General features: G+C 47.3%; 22 protein-coding genes. 10 read left to right on the top strand and 12 right to left on the bottom strand.

Features of this window, described 5'->3' with window-relative positions:
- The first annotated feature begins 17 nt into the window (after positions 1-17).
- The 7 genes from RS881_RS23120 (at position 18) to RS881_RS23090 (ending at position 7,160) form a co-directional block, all read left to right on the top strand.
- On the top strand, positions 18-587 hold the full coding sequence (locus tag RS881_RS23120) for a DUF6531 domain-containing protein (RefSeq protein WP_315823254.1): 570 nt from the start codon (positions 18-20) through the stop codon (positions 585-587).
- On the top strand, positions 563-976 hold the full coding sequence (locus RS881_RS23115; RefSeq protein ID WP_315823253.1) for an RHS repeat domain-containing protein: 414 nt from the start codon (positions 563-565) through the stop codon (positions 974-976). Before RS881_RS23120 ends, RS881_RS23115 begins: the two co-directional genes overlap by 25 nt.
- On the top strand, positions 973-2,673 hold the full coding sequence (locus RS881_RS23110; protein WP_315823252.1) for a hypothetical protein: 1,701 nt from the start codon (positions 973-975) through the stop codon (positions 2,671-2,673). The genes RS881_RS23115 and RS881_RS23110 overlap by 4 nt, the downstream gene beginning before the upstream one ends.
- 38 nt (positions 2,674-2,711) lie before the next feature.
- A complete protein-coding gene (locus RS881_RS23105) occupies positions 2,712-4,202 on the top strand; it encodes an RHS repeat domain-containing protein (protein WP_315823251.1) in 1,491 nt (496 codons plus the stop codon).
- A gap of 2 nt (positions 4,203-4,204) precedes the next feature.
- Positions 4,205-4,480, top strand: a complete 276-nt coding sequence (locus RS881_RS23100) for a YxzC family protein (RefSeq protein ID WP_315823250.1) — start codon at positions 4,205-4,207, stop codon at positions 4,478-4,480.
- 125 nt (positions 4,481-4,605) lie between these two features.
- Positions 4,606-5,370: a DUF7619 domain-containing protein gene (locus RS881_RS23095; RefSeq protein WP_315823249.1), complete on the top strand. Its 765-nt coding sequence runs from the start codon at positions 4,606-4,608 to the stop codon at positions 5,368-5,370.
- A gap of 233 nt (positions 5,371-5,603) precedes the next feature.
- Positions 5,604-7,160, top strand: coding sequence for a MopE-related protein (locus RS881_RS23090; protein WP_315823248.1), 1,557 nt, complete (start codon positions 5,604-5,606; stop codon positions 7,158-7,160).
- Positions 7,161-7,454: 294 nt separating this feature from the next.
- Here RS881_RS23090 and RS881_RS23085 read toward each other — a convergent pair whose 3' ends face one another.
- From RS881_RS23085 to RS881_RS23040, 11 genes are all read right to left on the bottom strand, one after another.
- The gene (locus tag RS881_RS23085; RefSeq protein ID WP_315824580.1) at positions 7,455-8,630 is read right to left on the bottom strand and encodes an IS4 family transposase; all 1,176 of its coding nucleotides are present in this window, start codon (positions 8,628-8,630) and stop codon (positions 7,455-7,457) included.
- A gap of 261 nt (positions 8,631-8,891) precedes the next feature.
- On the bottom strand, positions 8,892-9,248 hold the full coding sequence (locus RS881_RS23080) for a CHAT domain-containing protein (RefSeq protein WP_315823247.1): 357 nt from the start codon (positions 9,246-9,248) through the stop codon (positions 8,892-8,894).
- Entirely contained in the window at positions 9,241-9,957 is a 717-nt protein-coding gene (locus RS881_RS23075; RefSeq protein ID WP_315823246.1) for a CHAT domain-containing protein, read from the bottom strand. The genes RS881_RS23080 and RS881_RS23075 overlap by 8 nt, the downstream gene beginning before the upstream one ends.
- Before the next feature lie 97 nt (positions 9,958-10,054).
- On the bottom strand, positions 10,055-10,411 hold the full coding sequence (locus RS881_RS23070) for a hypothetical protein (protein ID WP_315823245.1): 357 nt from the start codon (positions 10,409-10,411) through the stop codon (positions 10,055-10,057).
- 11 nt (positions 10,412-10,422) lie between these two features.
- On the bottom strand, positions 10,423-10,716 hold the full coding sequence (locus RS881_RS23065; protein WP_315823244.1) for a hypothetical protein: 294 nt from the start codon (positions 10,714-10,716) through the stop codon (positions 10,423-10,425).
- The gene (locus tag RS881_RS23060) at positions 10,713-11,570 is read right to left on the bottom strand and encodes a tetratricopeptide repeat protein (RefSeq protein WP_315823243.1); all 858 of its coding nucleotides are present in this window, start codon (positions 11,568-11,570) and stop codon (positions 10,713-10,715) included. The genes RS881_RS23065 and RS881_RS23060 overlap by 4 nt, the downstream gene beginning before the upstream one ends.
- Before the next feature lie 70 nt (positions 11,571-11,640).
- On the bottom strand, positions 11,641-11,760 hold the full coding sequence (locus RS881_RS62300; RefSeq protein WP_484557628.1) for a DUF7849 domain-containing protein: 120 nt from the start codon (positions 11,758-11,760) through the stop codon (positions 11,641-11,643).
- Positions 11,739-13,226: a DUF7849 domain-containing protein gene (locus RS881_RS23055; protein ID WP_315823242.1), complete on the bottom strand. Its 1,488-nt coding sequence runs from the start codon at positions 13,224-13,226 to the stop codon at positions 11,739-11,741. The genes RS881_RS62300 and RS881_RS23055 overlap by 22 nt, the downstream gene beginning before the upstream one ends.
- Before the next feature lie 62 nt (positions 13,227-13,288).
- The gene (locus RS881_RS23050) at positions 13,289-13,627 is read right to left on the bottom strand and encodes a PKD domain-containing protein (RefSeq protein ID WP_315823241.1); all 339 of its coding nucleotides are present in this window, start codon (positions 13,625-13,627) and stop codon (positions 13,289-13,291) included.
- A 150-nt stretch (positions 13,628-13,777) separates the two neighbouring features.
- The gene (locus tag RS881_RS23045) at positions 13,778-14,281 is read right to left on the bottom strand and encodes an SRPBCC family protein (RefSeq protein ID WP_315823240.1); all 504 of its coding nucleotides are present in this window, start codon (positions 14,279-14,281) and stop codon (positions 13,778-13,780) included.
- Positions 14,259-14,603, bottom strand: a complete 345-nt coding sequence (locus tag RS881_RS23040; RefSeq protein ID WP_315823239.1) for an ArsR/SmtB family transcription factor — start codon at positions 14,601-14,603, stop codon at positions 14,259-14,261. The genes RS881_RS23045 and RS881_RS23040 overlap by 23 nt, the downstream gene beginning before the upstream one ends.
- A gap of 141 nt (positions 14,604-14,744) precedes the next feature.
- Here RS881_RS23040 and RS881_RS23035 point away from each other — a divergent pair, with 141 nt between their 5' ends.
- The gene (locus RS881_RS23035; RefSeq protein ID WP_315823238.1) at positions 14,745-15,188 is read left to right on the top strand and encodes a hypothetical protein; all 444 of its coding nucleotides are present in this window, start codon (positions 14,745-14,747) and stop codon (positions 15,186-15,188) included.
- Between the two features lie 17 nt (positions 15,189-15,205).
- On the opposite strand, the gene RS881_RS23030 is transcribed toward RS881_RS23035, so the two are convergent.
- Positions 15,206-15,685 carry a hypothetical protein gene (locus RS881_RS23030; RefSeq protein ID WP_315823237.1) on the bottom strand — a complete coding sequence of 160 codons (480 nt, stop codon included), beginning with the start codon at positions 15,683-15,685 and terminating at the stop codon, positions 15,206-15,208.
- A gap of 108 nt (positions 15,686-15,793) precedes the next feature.
- Between RS881_RS23030 and RS881_RS23025 the strand changes: the two genes are divergently transcribed.
- Positions 15,794-15,982, top strand: coding sequence for a dihydrofolate reductase family protein (locus RS881_RS23025; protein WP_315823236.1), 189 nt, complete (start codon positions 15,794-15,796; stop codon positions 15,980-15,982).
- On the top strand, positions 15,964-16,371 hold the full coding sequence (locus tag RS881_RS23020) for a dihydrofolate reductase family protein (protein WP_315823235.1): 408 nt from the start codon (positions 15,964-15,966) through the stop codon (positions 16,369-16,371). The genes RS881_RS23025 and RS881_RS23020 overlap by 19 nt, the downstream gene beginning before the upstream one ends.
- Positions 16,372-16,425: the final 54 nt, after the last annotated feature.

Genomic DNA, 16,425 nt, shown 5'->3' with positions numbered 1-16,425 from the left:
CAAATATGAACAGGCTTATGAAGAAGCAATTATCCATCACCAGATCTGCGGTACCGCCCGGCTTAGGGCAGTACGGGCGCCTCCTGTTGCTGCTGCTCACCTTGCTAACAGCACTGCAGGTAGCTTTTTCACAGAATATTACGCGGCCCAATTTCAGCGGTCCCGGCGGCCTGCAGGTCAACAGTTATACGGGCGGTCTGTTTTACCAACGCACCGACCTGCAAATACCAGGTCCCGGTATATCCCTGGACCTTTCTTTTGCTTACAACAGTGCCGACCGGGCCAAAGACGATGGCTATGGGTATGGCTGGACCTTCCGTTATAACCTGGGGTATACGTCTGACAGTAGTGGCCTCACCTTCCGCAAAGGTGATGGCCGCAGAGACCGGTACGTGCTGTATGAAATTGCCTACTTAGCACCCAAAGGCGTATTTGACGTACTGCTGCAGTATGCCCCTGGCAAGTATAAGCTGGTAACCAAAGACAATACGGAATATTACTTTGACGACCCCGGCCATAAAAGCTCACCAGTGTTAAGGACCGCAATGGCAATACCCTCACCATGGCTTATGCCGATGGGCATTTGATCAGTATTACCGATGGATCCAACCGGTCTGTCACTTTTACCTGGGCCAATAACCGGCTATCGGAAGCACGTTCAGCTGCCGGCAACCCTGCCCGGGTGATTACCTACCAATACAATAGTGCCGGCTGCCTGGCATCGGTTAAAAATGCTGGCGGATATACCACCAGCTATACCTATGGTCCTGGTCGCCTGATGACAGCTATGACCGACTGGAATGGCAATACGGTCAACATTGCCTACAATGGCAACCGGGCGGTGAGCAAACTCCTTTCCTGTCAGTCGGAAAAAGCATCAGTTACAATGCCAGTCAGCGCAAGACCTACCTCATCGAGAAGAATGGTGACAAGAACCTTATTACCACTTATGAGTTTGATGCAGAAGGCAGGTTGATCAATAAAGAAGGGAATTGCTGTGGTTTCAAAACCAGCTACAGTTATGATGCCAATAACAATATCAACCGGGTCATAGATGCCAATGGAAATACCAGCCTGTATACCTATGATGCCAAGGGGAATCCATTAACTGAAACCGACCCCGCCGGTAAGATCACCCGTTTTACCTGGGATATTCTCCTAAGTAAAATAACCAGCATTACAGATAAGAACGGCAATAAAACCACCCTGGCTTATGATGGCAAAGGCAATCTTACATCCGTTACCAATGCCCTTAACCAGGTAATTCAGTATACCTACGACAATAAGGGCAACCGGCTAACCCACAAAGATGCCAGGAACTATACTACTACTTATACCTATAATCAACATGGTTACCCGGTTACCATGACCGACCCTATTGGAGGCATTACCAAAACCAGTTATGATGAATGGGGCAATATGACGGCCGTAACCGACCCCAATAATCATACAACGAATTATACGTACGATGCGCTGGACCGCCTGCTCACCCTTACCAATGCCGCCAACGGCGTTACCAAATATACCTATGATGGCAATGGCAACGCCTTGAGCATTACCGATCCCAACAACAACAGCACCCGCTATGTATATGATCCCCACAATAACCTGATCAGGGAAACAGATGCACTGGAGCACACGACCAGCCTGGTATATGATGCCATGAACAACCTGGTAAGTTCTACCGATGCCAATGGCAAAACCTCCAGCTATGTGTATGATCACCTAAACCGCCTCACTGCCGAGATCAATCCGGTTGGCGAAGCCAAACAATACAGTTATGACGGCAATGGCAACCGCGTAGTGGTCCGCTATCCGGGTGGCAATATTTTATATGTCCAGTATGATGTGTTGAACCGGGTTACCGGCGTAACGGACAAACTGGGCCCCATAGCAAGCTATACGTATGATGCCAATGGCAACCGTTTATCGGCCACCGATGGCAAAGGCAATGCGATTACTTATAAGTATGATGTACTGAGCCGGCTCACTTCCTCGGCAGATGCCATTGGCAGCACCACGCTCTACACGTATGATGCCAATAACAATGTGGTAAAGGAAACTGACCGCAATGGCAATAATACCGGGCGTACGTATGATGCGCTGGACCGCCTGCTCACCATCACCGATGCGCTGGGGGCAACTACTACCCGCACCTATGATGTGGCCGGCAATTTATTAACGCTGGCCGATGCCAAGGGCAATACCACTACTTATAAATATGATGCATTAGACAGGAATACCGAAGAGATCTTCGCGGACAATACAAAGGTATTGTATACTTACGATGGCGCCGGCAACATACTTAGCCGTACAGACAACAAGGGACAGTTTATTCAATTTGTATACGACAAAGTAAACCGGCCTGTACAACGTAAGTATCCTGTGTATACAGACTCGCTGGAGTATGATGCTACGGGACACTTACTATCGGCCCGCAATCCTTATGCCCGGGTATCCTTTACCTATGATGCTGCCGACCGGCTATCCAGCGAAACCTTGAATGGCCGCATTACCGGCTATGTATACAATGTGGTAGCAGGCATCAAAAGATCATATACCCCAACGGCCGGATCATTGAAAGGTCATTTGACGGACGCGACAGGCTTACTGGTATTAAAGATGGCGCGGGCGCTCTCCTGGCCGGTTTTACTTACGATGCCGCCGGGCTGATCATCGCCCGCCAGTTTGGCAATAAAACCAGCGGCAACGTGGTGTATAATGGCAATAAGCAGGTAACTGATCTTAACTACAATCCTACCCGCTTTGTTGACCTGGGTCTTACCTACGACAAGGAAAACAATCCACTCACCACCCAGTTCAGGCATCGCACCACGCAATCCGAGCAATTTACCTATGATAAATTGAATCAGCTTACCGGCTACAATAAAGGTGGCAACCCATCACTCTTCAATTATGACGCGGTAGGTAATCGTACCACGGCTCAGATCAATGGGCAAACAGCCACCTATACGGCAAACAATATGAATGCCTACAGCAGTATCAGCACTGGCAGCCCGGTCAACCTGCTGTATGACGGCAATGGAAATGTAACAGGCGATGGTACACATACGTATGGCTACGATGCGGAGAACAGGATTATTTCCATTAACAATGGAGCTGTGGCCACCTATCAATACGATGCCCTGGGTCGCAGGATACAGAAGATTACTAACACAGATACCACCCGTTACTTTTATGACGGGTTGCAGGTCATTGAAGAGTTGGATGGACGAAACACCGTAAGAGCCTCCTATATATGGGGTACCTGGATAGATGATATTGTTTCCATGCAGCGCAATGGCCAGGATTACTATTTCCATACCAATACTTTGGGTTCGGTAATGGCCATAACGGATGCCAACGGCGCTGTAGCCGAGCGCTACGAGTATGATGCCTTTGGCAAACCCACCATTTACAACAAGGGCTATACTGTATTAACCGCTTCGGCCATTGGCAATACCTATACTTTCACCGGTCGCCAATATGAGGCTGAAACCGGCCTGTTCTATTACCGGGCCAGGCACTATGATGCCAGCCAGGGCAGGTTTTTGCAGCGTGACCCGCTGGGTTATGTAGATGGCATGGGGCTCTACGCTTATACCGGCAACAACCCCATCAGCAGGCTCGACCCTTTAGGCACTGACTTTTGGGATGATGTCATGAATGTAGGCGCTGGCTTTGCCGATGAATTGACCTGGGGAGGAACTGAACTATTGCGAGGGCCAGATTCTAAGATAGACAAATGTAGCTGGGCCTACCAGTTTGGAAAAGGACTTGGAATAGGCGTACAGCTATTCGGCGGGTATGGAATTTTGAAGTTAGGCGCCAAGCAGGTTTTGAAATATGCGGCCAAAAGAGAGGCCAGGAAATTAGCAGAAAGAGCCGCCGCAAAATCGGCCGCCAATGGCGCAAGATTACGTGAGCACTTAAAGCTGCTGGAAGAACATGGTCAGAAGGGATTTAAAGAATTAGAAAACGGGAGGATCCGGTATTATGGTCCAACCAAGGCACCCAATACACCCGGAACTATGGCAGGACGCAGAAGTGTTAAGGAATGGGACCCTGCAACAGGAAAAACAAGATTCTGGCATGAAACCGTAGACCATAATGGCAATGTCAGGATCGTACGTCCGCAAACAGATGGCCCCAAGACTCATTATATGTTTGACGAGAATGGAAATTTTATAAAAAAATGGTAACAATGAAAGTCAACCTTACCAATATTGAAACAATGCTTAATGGGATGCTCAACCAAACCATCACCAGGGAAGAAGCATCGGACTGGGCAATTCAAGCCAGGCGTATGAAAGATAAAGGGCTCCTTATTTATGAACCAGAAGAGGCCGAATCTATAATCTGGGATGCTATTCAATTCCTGGAAACCATTGATATGCAAAACAGTCCAGGGGTCTATTTATACGGCGAGGATGATATAAAAATATATGCCCAACAAATTGCAACATCGCATAATAAATGAGTTGTTGGCAACGGGTATTAAACATACAATAAAAATTGACACATGAAACATGTCAATGCAACCATACTGATTCTGATTACACTGTTAACGCTTTGTATTTCTCCTGCCGTATTTGCCCAATCCGAATGCCCGCCCGATGGCGGCAGCCAGGACGGCGGCTATGGCAAGGGGGCGACTCTACCCTGCCCGATGACGACAATCCACTGGAATGGATCATCCGCCGTGTGCATTCGCAAGACCCTAATGATATGCTAGGGCCGCAGGGCTACCTGGACAAACGCTGGATTGCCGCCAAAGACAGGTTATCATTCCGTATACGGTTTGAAAATAACCCGCAGTTTGCCACCGCACCGGCACAAAATATCTTCATCCGCCAGGCCATCGATCCCCGCATCAATATCAATAGCCTGCGCCTCAGCAGTTTTGGCTTTGGGCACTATACGTTCACGGTGCCAGACAATACCAGTTTTTATACCACGCGGCTCGATGTAAGGGATTCGCTGAAGATATTTGTGGATGTAATTGCAGGTATTGACATTACCAAACACGAAATATTCTGGTCGTTCAAATCCATTGACCCCATCACGGGCCGCGCACCGGAAGATGCGCTGGTGGGTATCTTGCCCGTCAACGATACAGCCATCAACCGCTTTAACGACACCCTGCAAAAACCAGGTGAAGGATACGTTACTTACCTCATCAATACCAAATCAAATGTAGCCACCGGCGATACGGTGAGCGCCAAAGCGATCATTGTATTTGACACCAATGAAGAGATACCGACCAATACCTGGGTCAACAGCATCGATGCCGTAGCACCCACCAGCAAGGCCCTGGCCGCCCAGGTACAAAAAAGATACGATTACTATAAGTTGGTCGGGACAGGATGATGCAGGAGGCACCGGCATCCGGGAATATGCCTTGTATGTTTCAGAAAACAACAGCCCCTTTACGCTATATCGGGATAGGATCACCAGCAACGCTACCCCTTCACCGGTACTCAGGGTGTGAACTACGGTTTCTTCACCCTGGCTACCGACCAGGTGGGTAATACAGAAGCGCTTAAAAGACGGCCGAAGTAACCGCTTCGCTCACCAATTGTCCCGAAGAGATTTGCAATGGCGTGGATGATGATTGTGATGGGCAGACAGATGAAGGATTCACCGTTACCTATTACCTGGATGCCGATGGCGATGGTTTTGGCGCACTGGCCGCACCCAAACAGGGCACCACCTGTAACCCACCAGCGGGTTATGTACTGAATAGTATGGATTGCAATGACAACAATGCAACAGTATATCCCGGCGCTCCTGAATTGTGTGATGATATAGACAATAACTGCGATGGGCAAATAGATGAAGGAGTAACCAAATACACATATTACAAAGATGCCGATGGTGATGGCTATGGCAGTACCGAAAATATTACGATATGCAGCGCAACGCCACCAACAGGGTATGCTAAGCTGACGGGTGACTGCAACGACAACAATGCGGCGGTACATCCAGGCGCCACAGAGATCTGCAACCAGTTGGATGATGATTGTGATGGCCTGGTAGATGAAGGCTGCGGTATACAGCGGTATTACAATGATGTAGACAAAGATGGCTGGGGCCGCAATGAAGGCTCACGCTTATCAGCCACACCAATACCCGGCTGGGTATTAAAAGGCGGCGACTGTGCCGACTTTGACGCCACCATTTACCCCGGGGCTCCTGAACTGGCCAATGGCCGGGATGACAACTGCAATGGCCAGGTAGATGAAGGGCTGCCCATGCTGCGGTATTATATAGATGTGGACAAAGACGGATATGGACGAAATGAAAACTCCAAACTATCGGCCATACCGTTGGCAGGTTATGTACTGTTGAATGGAGATTGTGCCGACTTTGATGCTACGATCTATCCCGGTGCACCTGAACTGGCCAATGGCCGGGATGACAACTGCAATGGTCAAATAGATGAAGGATTACCCACGCTACGGTATTACCTCGATGTAGACAAAGATGGTTATGGACGGAATGAAGGCTCCAAACTATCGGCCATACCGCTGGCAGGTTATGTACTGGTGGGTGGAGATTGTGCCGACTTTGACGCTACCATCTACCCCGGTGCACCGGAATTGGCCAATGGCCGTGATGACAACTGTAATGGACAGGCCGATGAAGGCTTACCCATGCTGCGGTACTACCAGGATGTTGACAAAGATGGTTATGGACGCAATGAAGGCTCCAGGTTATCGGCCATTCCTTTAGCCGGTTATGTATTGCTTGGTGGCGACTGCCATGATTATGATCCCAAGATATACCCCGGCGCTCCGGAGATCATCAATGGTAAAGACGACAACTGTAACGGCGTCATTGATGAAGTGATCATCACTACCCTGACCAATACGCTGAAGGCAGGCATGGGAGCAGATACGGCAGCCGTAGCGGATTTCAATGTAGTTGCCCGGCCGGTACCCAGCTATACCACCTTCCAGGTGTACATCTACAGCCCGGACAAACTGGGAAAAATAACCCTCAGTGTACACGACAATGTAGGAAGGCTGATTGAAACCAGGGCTAATCTTAATGCTGGTCAGGTGATCACATTAGGCGGAGGTTATGCCAAAGGTTTCTATATGATAGAAGCCCGGCAGGGAAAACGGATCAAGACCATTAAGGTGATCAGGTTATAGGTAATAGCTGTTAGACATTAAAAAGGTGGGCCACCCTGCCGCGCTGCTATGCCGGGCTGCAGGGCTATTGTGTACCCACATCTTTTTGTAAAGCATATCCCTGATAAATGGTGTAAAACTTAGTTAGTCCATTTATCAGGGTATTAAACCCTGGTTTTCTTTGGGATGCATATCCTTTCCATCCCCCCAGTCGTGCTAATATCCAAAATGCCCAGGCTAAGTTTTGCTGCTGAAAGGGATTTGATTGTTTCTCTGTTTTGCCCTGTACCTTTTTATTGATATTTGCCAAACACGCTACTTCCTCATCCTCAAACATTGTTCCCGTATCAGGACTATCCCCTTCCTCCATACCGTAGGCAATTGACATCTGAAACAACTTAATGATCGTGTCCAGCAGCATGAGGGTAAGTTTGCGGATGCTCCAACCACTTTCCAGCTCACTGCCTTCAATATTAAAACATTCCTTTTTAGCACTTTAAATACCTCCTCGATAAACCACCTGCATCTGTACCATTCTATCACCGTATGGGCCTGTTCAAAGTCTTCTACCGGCCAGGTAGTATATAGACGCCATAATATCGGGTCTGCAAAGTCTGTGTTTACCTCCCGCGCCTCTATTACGGTTAACTGTACCGATGACCCTGGCATGGACGCTGCCTTCTTATGAGGCTTCTTTAACTTTACTTTGCCAATTTTTACGGCTATGTCAGCCTCCCTCTTTTTCCTGGTTTTGTCTTTATGCTGATAGCTGATGGTTGTCCTATAATGACCCGCTACGGGCAATCCCTCTATATGATCCCAAAGCTTTACACCCTGTTCCAGCCGCCTGTTATGGTTGCTGCGTACCAGCAAAAAGAACTTGCCATCCTGGGGAGCCATGGCAAACTGTTCATAAAAATCGCCCTCCCTGTCCTGAATAATGATCACTGCCTGGGCTGCCGACAGGCTCTTGTAAGTCTGTTCATTGGAATCCACCCATACCTGGCTCTCCTTTTCTGATACACTCTTGCGCTGCTGAACATAATGCGACACTTCCTGTCTCTGATGCTCCCTGGACCACACCTCAATACCCGAGTACCCATAGGGATAGCTCGTTCGGGCATCTATTACCAGGCTCGGATGTAACTTAAAGCCTATCCCTCTTATCGTATCGTTGATCGGACCAAGACTCTCATCATAGAGGATCCGTCCACTATGATCACATAGATTGATCTCGGTGGTATCCTGTATCGATAAAACTACATTGCCAGCACTTACCTTACCGCAACGCTCTACCATCTCCCTGATCAACAGGTCTTCTTGTACTTTATCATTCTTTAAAAACGATAATATCCTTTTTTGTTCTGCACGACTATTGGATATCGATTGAATACTACTATAACCTGCTCGAAATAAAGAACTTAGTAATTGTTCTCCGCGACGCTCTATTCGTTTATCCCCGAATAAGTAATTATAATTGCTTTGATTCATAGTCACAAAGCTATTATTTGTGGGTACACAATAGCCCTGCCGCGCTGCTATGCCGGGCTGCAGGGTGACTCACCTTTCTTTACATAGACCTAACGCCTGAAAATTAACACCTGACTGCCAATAAAGCTACTGTTATACCTCCTGCATTTATTATAGACTTTCTAAAACTATCTTGGTCATGCAACAAATCAATTCCCTCGCCGGCTTTCCGATGTACATTTATCACTAACCCCTTTATTGTGAAGCGGAGTGCTGAATACCCTAATTACGTCGCTTAATCTGTCTGACAACCAGGAGCCCTGCACCTATAATTATTAACAAGCCTGCTGCATAGTACAGCCAATGATTGTTTTCCCGTTCCAGTATTACCGGTTGCAGGCGTCCGCTGTATACAATACCAGCCCAGAAATAAGGCAATTGTAAGGTGGCATTACCGGTATGCGCTTGCAGCCATTGTACTTTGGCATCGTATAAGGCAAGGCCTGGATCTTTAGCATGATCTAATTGTTGATAGAACTGTTGCAGGATACCAATGGCTGCTTCGTCATTTACATTCCACAAACCTGCAATAACGCCACCGGCGCCAGCAGCCGTAAACCCACGGCTTAAACTATTCACCCCTCCCCTGCCAGCCAGGCCCCATCGGCCGTTTTACAAGCCCCAATACTACCAGGGCCGGCGCAAAAGAACGGTACCGCAGATCGAACAAATAAAAAGGCTGATCATAGAATTGTAAGTAAGGAAAAGAGTCTTGCGCAGAAGATACCGCATGACTACTGATGTGCACAATTCCTTTGCCATTGGCCTGATCAGTGAAATGACCCCAGGTAGCATTGGAATCCAGGTAATAACTTCCTTTGATCCTTGCCTGCAAGGATTGGTATTCCTGCCTTACCGCCAGGGCGGGCTGAGCCTGCCCCTTCCCTTTGGATACAAAGAAACCGGCAAAACTATGCGTACTGTATACAGCCGATTGCTGCTGGTACCAGGTTTGTAAAGAATAAGCCTGTGATAAGGTAGCCCGCTTAAACAGAAAGGGCCAGGCGCTATAATTGTGGCTGTATGGAGCGTGGGTTACCAACGCATCAAAAGGTAAGTAGCTGAATATGCCATCGGGAATGAGCAAATAGCGGCGCGTGCTATCCCATGAGTAGTCTGCAAATAACCGGGTATACAGGTGGTAGCCTTGTTCATAGAATGAACGGGGATTGTTGATCATGGGCGCCGCCCCATTCATAAACCACTGCTGCATGAATTGCCCTACTTCCTGCTCCAGCATACGGCTATTCCCAATCACCTTTATACCGGAAACACCTCTGTTGTCCATTTCTAGGAGGTAGGTACTGTCTATACCGGCAAAAACTCCAGTACCGTTACCTGTGGCGGAATACGTTGAAAGAAATGATGCAATTGTACCAGGCTGATCATTTTTCCTCTGCCGTATCTTTTCTAGCTTGTACCCGTCCTGTTTTGTTAAGCAAGGAAAGTTCATATTCCGCAGTCTGCAACAGGTCGGGAATTACTTTATTGCCGGGAGCCGCCGCCAATTCACGTTGATAGTAGATCACCGCATCCCGCAATCGTGCTGCACGTTTACCGATGCTGTCTATTGGATGTACTCCTTTTGCCTGCGCCGAGCGTGCAGCTCTTTCATCGGCCAATAGCTGGGCCTTGGACAACTCGGCAATCAGCAGTAATTGCTCTTCATACTTCTTTTGATGCGTATCCTTCCATAGGGTATAAGCCAGCTGCATAGCGGCATTGGCACGCACCTTGGCCAACTGCAATTCCTTTAACCTCGATTCTGTATAAAGAAAGCAGCCCGCAATTTCCGGCCTGCCATAAATACCGCCATATAATGCTCCAGGGCCATTTCTGGTTTATTCAGCAAACGCAGGGCATCGGCCTTGCCCGTTAATGCGTCTGTTAGCGTATTCTCACTATACAGTAATTCTTCAGCAGGCACTGCACCTACAGATGCCGGTTTCCAGGCTGGCAATAACCACAACAGCGCTTGCTGGTAGAATTGTAAAGCATTTTGCGGCTGACCGGTCTTTAAACTCACATCGCCCAGTAATACATTCACCTTGGCTTTTTCTCTTTGCCGGGCTGCCGGGTAATACCGGTTAAACAAGTCCAATGCCTGCGGAGCATATTGCATAGCAGCCGGGTACCTGCCTTGCAAAGGGCTATACGGGCCGCCACCTGCAAACTGCTGCCGTACCAATACAAAGCATCCGTATCATGCTTATGGGACTTCAATAACTGAAGGGATTGTTCAATCACCTTATTGGCAGTATCATACATTCCTTTTTCAGTCAGCACATCCGCCAGGGTATTCAGCAGCAGGCCATACAAAGGTGTACGCCGGTTAGCAATTGCCAGGCCAGCCTTACTGTATTGTAATGCCAGGGGCAGGTCACCCTTCCAGCGGGCACAAATAGCCATATTGTTGTAAGTGGCAGCCATTTCATGCCTGTCATTCCGCTGTTGTGCCAGGGCCAGGGTTTTACTGTGCACAAACAAAGCGGTGTTGTAATCGGCCAGCCGGGTATAATTATTACCCAATGGTTTCAGCACATAGGCTATATTATCAGCATCTGGCAACGGATAGGCTTCATAGAAAGCCAGGGCCGTTTCATACGCATTGATAGACGAAAGGATATTGCCCGTTTGTAATTGGTAATAGCCCTGCAGGATCAGCAGATTGAACCAGGCTACCCGTTCATCGTACGTTGTATAACTTCTCCAGGCAGCTTGCTGGGTTTCCATCAGGAAACCGATCCGCTCAAAGGGAGCCGCATCCACATAATCAATGCGTGCATAGAGCCAGTGCTCCAGGTCATCTTTTTGTTGAAAATCCTGTAATTGCCGTTGCAGGGATGCCGGCAACCCCGTACTATCGGGTGAAGCAACAGATTGAATGAAAAAAAGCAGCAATAAACGGTAAACTGTATAACTACCTTGTACAGGCAGTGCGCCATCAGGGTTGTAATTTGACTAAAATTACTTAAAGTTTCCAGCTCGCATAGAGAAAAATACGCTGATGAGAAGGGTTCATGTATTGCAGGAAACGGATACCGGCAGCCGGGCCGGCACGAACCACACCTACCTGTACATCGGCAAACAAGGCGCCCCGCCAATTGGTAAAGGATTCCAGTCGGGGCCATAGTCGCCCTTCAACATGCTCTGTGTGCCATTGGGTGATTGAATATAGGTTTCAACAATGGGTGTTACCGACCGTTCTACATCTACCCCCACCAAAGCGCCTGCGCCAGCTACCACCCAGGAATTGAAGTTATAGCGGAAATGCAGGGGCACTGCCTCCAGCGACAATACCTTTTGCTTTTGGTACAGATCACGGTACGCTACCTTATACCCTACCCCATTGATGAGCGTGTCACCACCCTGGCGACGGCCTTCATACGTTTCTAAGGTGCGCGATTTTTCAAGGTAAAGCTCCCACTGGAAGTATTTCCGGTAAGCGGCATATTCCGACAAGGTAAAGCCCAATACATAGTTCTGTGCCAGCATATCTTTGGGCCGCTTACCAGCTATAGTATTGTATCCAATGATGATACCCGGCGACAATCCCCGCTTAAACCGGCCTACCGTTCGATTGGTGTATACCGGTTCATTCTTATCAAATACAATGGCTGCCCGGCTGGTAAAAGGCAGTTTCTTCATGCCTTTGTTAAAACGCAATTTATACCGAACATAACCCATGGTTGAATCGGGATCACTGATCCCTTCCTGCTGTGTGCCGGACAGGTAAATATTCTTGAAGATGAATTGTATGCTGTCTTTTGTAAGCACCGTATCAATACAGCTTTGGTTGGCATACGCCGAATCACACCATGTACAGGCTGGTTTCATGTCTACCAGTTCTACCGTACCCGTATTGAGCATACCCGGTATGGTAATGGTAATGGCTACCCGTTTGGCTGGCCCTTTGCCGGTATTCTGAAATTGTACTTTATAGATATTCTCCCTGTTCTTACCGGTAAACCGGTAATTCAACCGGCGATTCTTCAGCATGATCCGGTTAGGATCATGCGAGGCTACGATTTGTAACTCCAGGTTAAATTGTTCCACATCCAGGGATGCATCGTCGGGAATAAAGAGGCCGGAGATCGTAACCACCGCATTCGTATCCTTGATCATTTCGGGCAAGGTATTCAGCGTAAGGAACATGAATTGTTCTTCGCCCTGTTTCACCTCCTGTACCCGCCAGATATGGTGCTGGCGATAGGTTTCCAGCTGTTGTTTCAGGAACTGTTTTAGCTGCGGTTTGGCAGCAACCGGTATACCCATGCCACCACTTACCGTGAAGAGCCCACCTTTTTCTTCCTGGCTGCCCGGTATATTCCACTCTTCTGCCGGGGCATAAGCCAGTAGCGAATCGAGCCCGGTCTTTTGCTCCCGGTGATAACTTCTGGCATCTGCCATATCGAAGCTGTTTTGCCCAAACTGCTTTTCATTATACAGCAACATGACCGACCCACTGACCGCCTGGGTAGGGCTGCCCGGCTTATTGCGGTACCCCAACAACAATACCATATCCTCGCCTGGCCGGGGCATTTGGTTGGTGATCATTTCCAGTGAACCTGCACCCTTAAAAAGGCGGGTGCCGTATTGGTCGCCAGCATGGCCTTTTTCTACCCGTATCTTTTGAGGCGGGTGGGCGGCTTTTTTCCATCATCATAATTGTTGGTAGCCCATAGGCGAATGGGGTAATCGCCTGTATCCTTGTAGGTATGTACCGGTTCTTTTTCAAAACTGTAGGTACCATCGCCAAACTCCCAGAAATAGGAATAAAAGGGGGCTGGCGCACCGGCTACCCCACGCAAAGGGCGCAGTATAGAAGTGAATTTCACGCGATTATCCTGTACCTGCGGCTCTACCACGGCAGGTAAGGTATCATTGAGCTGCGCCACCGTCCATTGGGTTACCAGCAGTAACACCAATACAGGCAGCCATGTGCGGAGTGCGTTCATAAGTTCAGCCGTTTAAGGTATCTGTGGTTATATCAACAGGTTGGATCATTTGTTACCCCTGAAAGGGTTAAATCTGCCAGCTTAAGATATAACTTTTCCCTATATAACGGTGTTTTGAAGGGAAACATTTGCCCGTTATTCCCTTTCTTTCTACTGTCGTTTCGATAAAGTTCCCAACAGGGCTTCCAGGTTTTGCATTGAGCCAGCATACCCCTCTTTGAAGCCCATTTCAATCATCTTCTCCAAACGGGCAAGCGATTCGTTATAAATAGTAATGCTCACTTTTGTAGTCGCCCCCTGATCGCTAAAATGATAGTCCCAATCAGAACCAGGCAACTCAGGGTTTTCATCCTTGTCTGCAAAAGCATTGAACATTTTGAAATTGGTCTTCGGTGTGATGGAAGTGTATTTCTGAATTGCCCAACGCTCCAGTCCTTCCGGGCTTACCATCGCATAAAATCGTCGTCCACCCACTTCAAAGTTCATGTGTTTTGTTTTTGAAGTCCAGGGTTTAGGCGCTACCCATTGGTCAAGAAACTCTGGTTTGGTAAAGGCATCCCATACCAGCGAAAGTTCGGCATCAAACTCTCTGGTTATGAATACTGTTTTTGTTGCTTTGTCAACGGTAAAATCAAATAGCAAGTTGGTAGTCATTTTTTTGTTTTTTAATTGTTGCTAATACTTTGTCAAGTTGATTAAATTGGATTTCCCACAGCTTTCTGAATGGGTCTAACCATTTATCGATCTCTTTCATTTTTTGTATTTGGAGCGAGTAGTAAATTTCCCTGCCTTGTTGTTCCTGTTTTACCAGTTCGCACTCTATCAATATTTTAATATGTTTTGATACAGCCTGTCTGCTGGTATTAAAATGTTCGGCAAGGGCATTGGGTGTCATTGCTTGCAATGCGATCAGGACGATGATTGCCCGCCTGGTAGGGTCGGCAATGGCCTGAAAGATATCTCTTCTGGTTTCCATCAGTAAACTATTTGCAACTACGTGGTTGCAAACATACGTGCAATTATTTGGTTGCACAAGTTTATTTTTCCTTCCCTTTTATCTTAATTGATTATCCGTAATTTAGAAATTAGGCTCCAATAAACTTCTTAATCCATGATAATGCCAAATGACACAGAGATTTTACCCGGGTGGAAGCTTAGCTATGAAGAGTTGTCATCAAATATTTTTAAAGTGTCTCTCACAGATCGTTATGGTCGAATAGCGTCTTCAACAGAAGCAGGTTTTGAAAATACGCTGGCAATTGCAGAAAAACATGCCTATGAAATAGAAATGTCGATAAATAAACACCCTAATAAATTCCTATATGACTACCTCCTTTCAAAGCTTGAAGATCGGATAACTTTAAAGGGAGAATCAAATGCCTACGGCACATGGGGAATTGAAACCGATAATAAGCAGTTGGTATTGGAAGGCCGCGACGACGTTCTCCTGACCAAGGAGTACCAAAACAATAAGTCCTCTTGGGAAATTGTAAAGGTTTTAAGCGTGAAGGACTTGGATTATGAAAGGATCGAGGGATTAGTTCAATTTTTAATAAGCTAAGAAATGGTAAGCCTATTTTACCATCCAGGCCCATGTTTTTCATTTGGTGCTGGTTCAATTATCGTCATATGATTTAACAGCATTGGATCTTCGCCTTTCTTGATTCTTTTATGCATGTCCAATAAAGTAGTTAAGAGAAGGCCACCCCCTTCATCTTCGTTGTCGTCCTGTATTTTCAATTTGGTTAAAGCCTTTTGTGCCGCCTCCCAGAAGTATGCACGATTAGTTGGTGCAAATGTTCTTAAATCAATATTGAACATAATGTTTTCATTGCCTCTGATGAAACCACCAAATCCGTTATACTCATCTCCATTCTTTCCCCGGAAGACAAAGCTTTCTAGATATTGATAAAATTCTTCTGCACCTTTAATTCCCTTTAGTTCATCAGTTATAAGCGCTAACATATTAGCCATCCCTGCCCAGTTTCGAGCAAATCCACGACCATCTTCAAGTGTCCAAAATGCTGATGCCATATTATTTATATTGTAACGCTTCAATGACTATTGTATAGCCGGCTCTAAGGCGCATTCAACCAGTGTATTGTCCTTTTACCCCCTCCCAGCCCGGTAAAGCCGGCTTAGATTTGGTGAAACAATATTAAAGTTATGAGAAAGTTACAAATGAAGATGTCAATGTCAATCGATGGTTTTGTTGCCGACGCAAATGGAAAGAACGACTGGATATTCAAGACGGGAGACGAGCAATCCAAGGCCTGGGCCGTCGAGCAAAGCTGGGACGCAGGACTGATCATTATGGGCTGGAAGTCGTTTGGGGAATGGCGCCTTATTGGGTAACTTCCACCGATGCCTATGCCGCGTCGATAAACGAGATACCCAAGGCCGTACTTACCCAAAAAGGATACAAAGGCTTCGATCCAGGGCAGGACAAATCGCCTGCCGCTGTTTCCTGGGCCAATGCACAAGTCTTCACAGGCGATCTTGCCAAGGAGATCAAGCAACTCAAAGCCGAGGAGGGAAAACCCATCACAGCCATTGGAGGCGCAGGATTCATGCGGAACCTGATAGCGACAGGACTTGTAGACGAATTACGCCTGGTTATCCATCCCGTAGCATTGGGAGCAGGCCTACCCATCTTTAATGGTCTTGCCAACCCACTCTACCTGAAACTAATCGATGTCAAAGTTTTCCCCAAAGGAACCACGGTACACACTTACGGTTTATAAAGAAGCTGAAAGGTTGAGCAGGTCGGTGGTTCAAGGGAACTGATCTAGTAAAAA

The sequence above is a fragment of the Paraflavitalea speifideaquila genome (assembly GCF_032395985.1).
Classification (GTDB): Bacteria; Bacteroidota; Bacteroidia; order Chitinophagales; family Chitinophagaceae; genus Paraflavitalea; species Paraflavitalea speifideaquila.
Note: the sequence above shows the minus strand (reverse complement) of the source record. Positions and strands in the feature narration are given on the sequence as shown.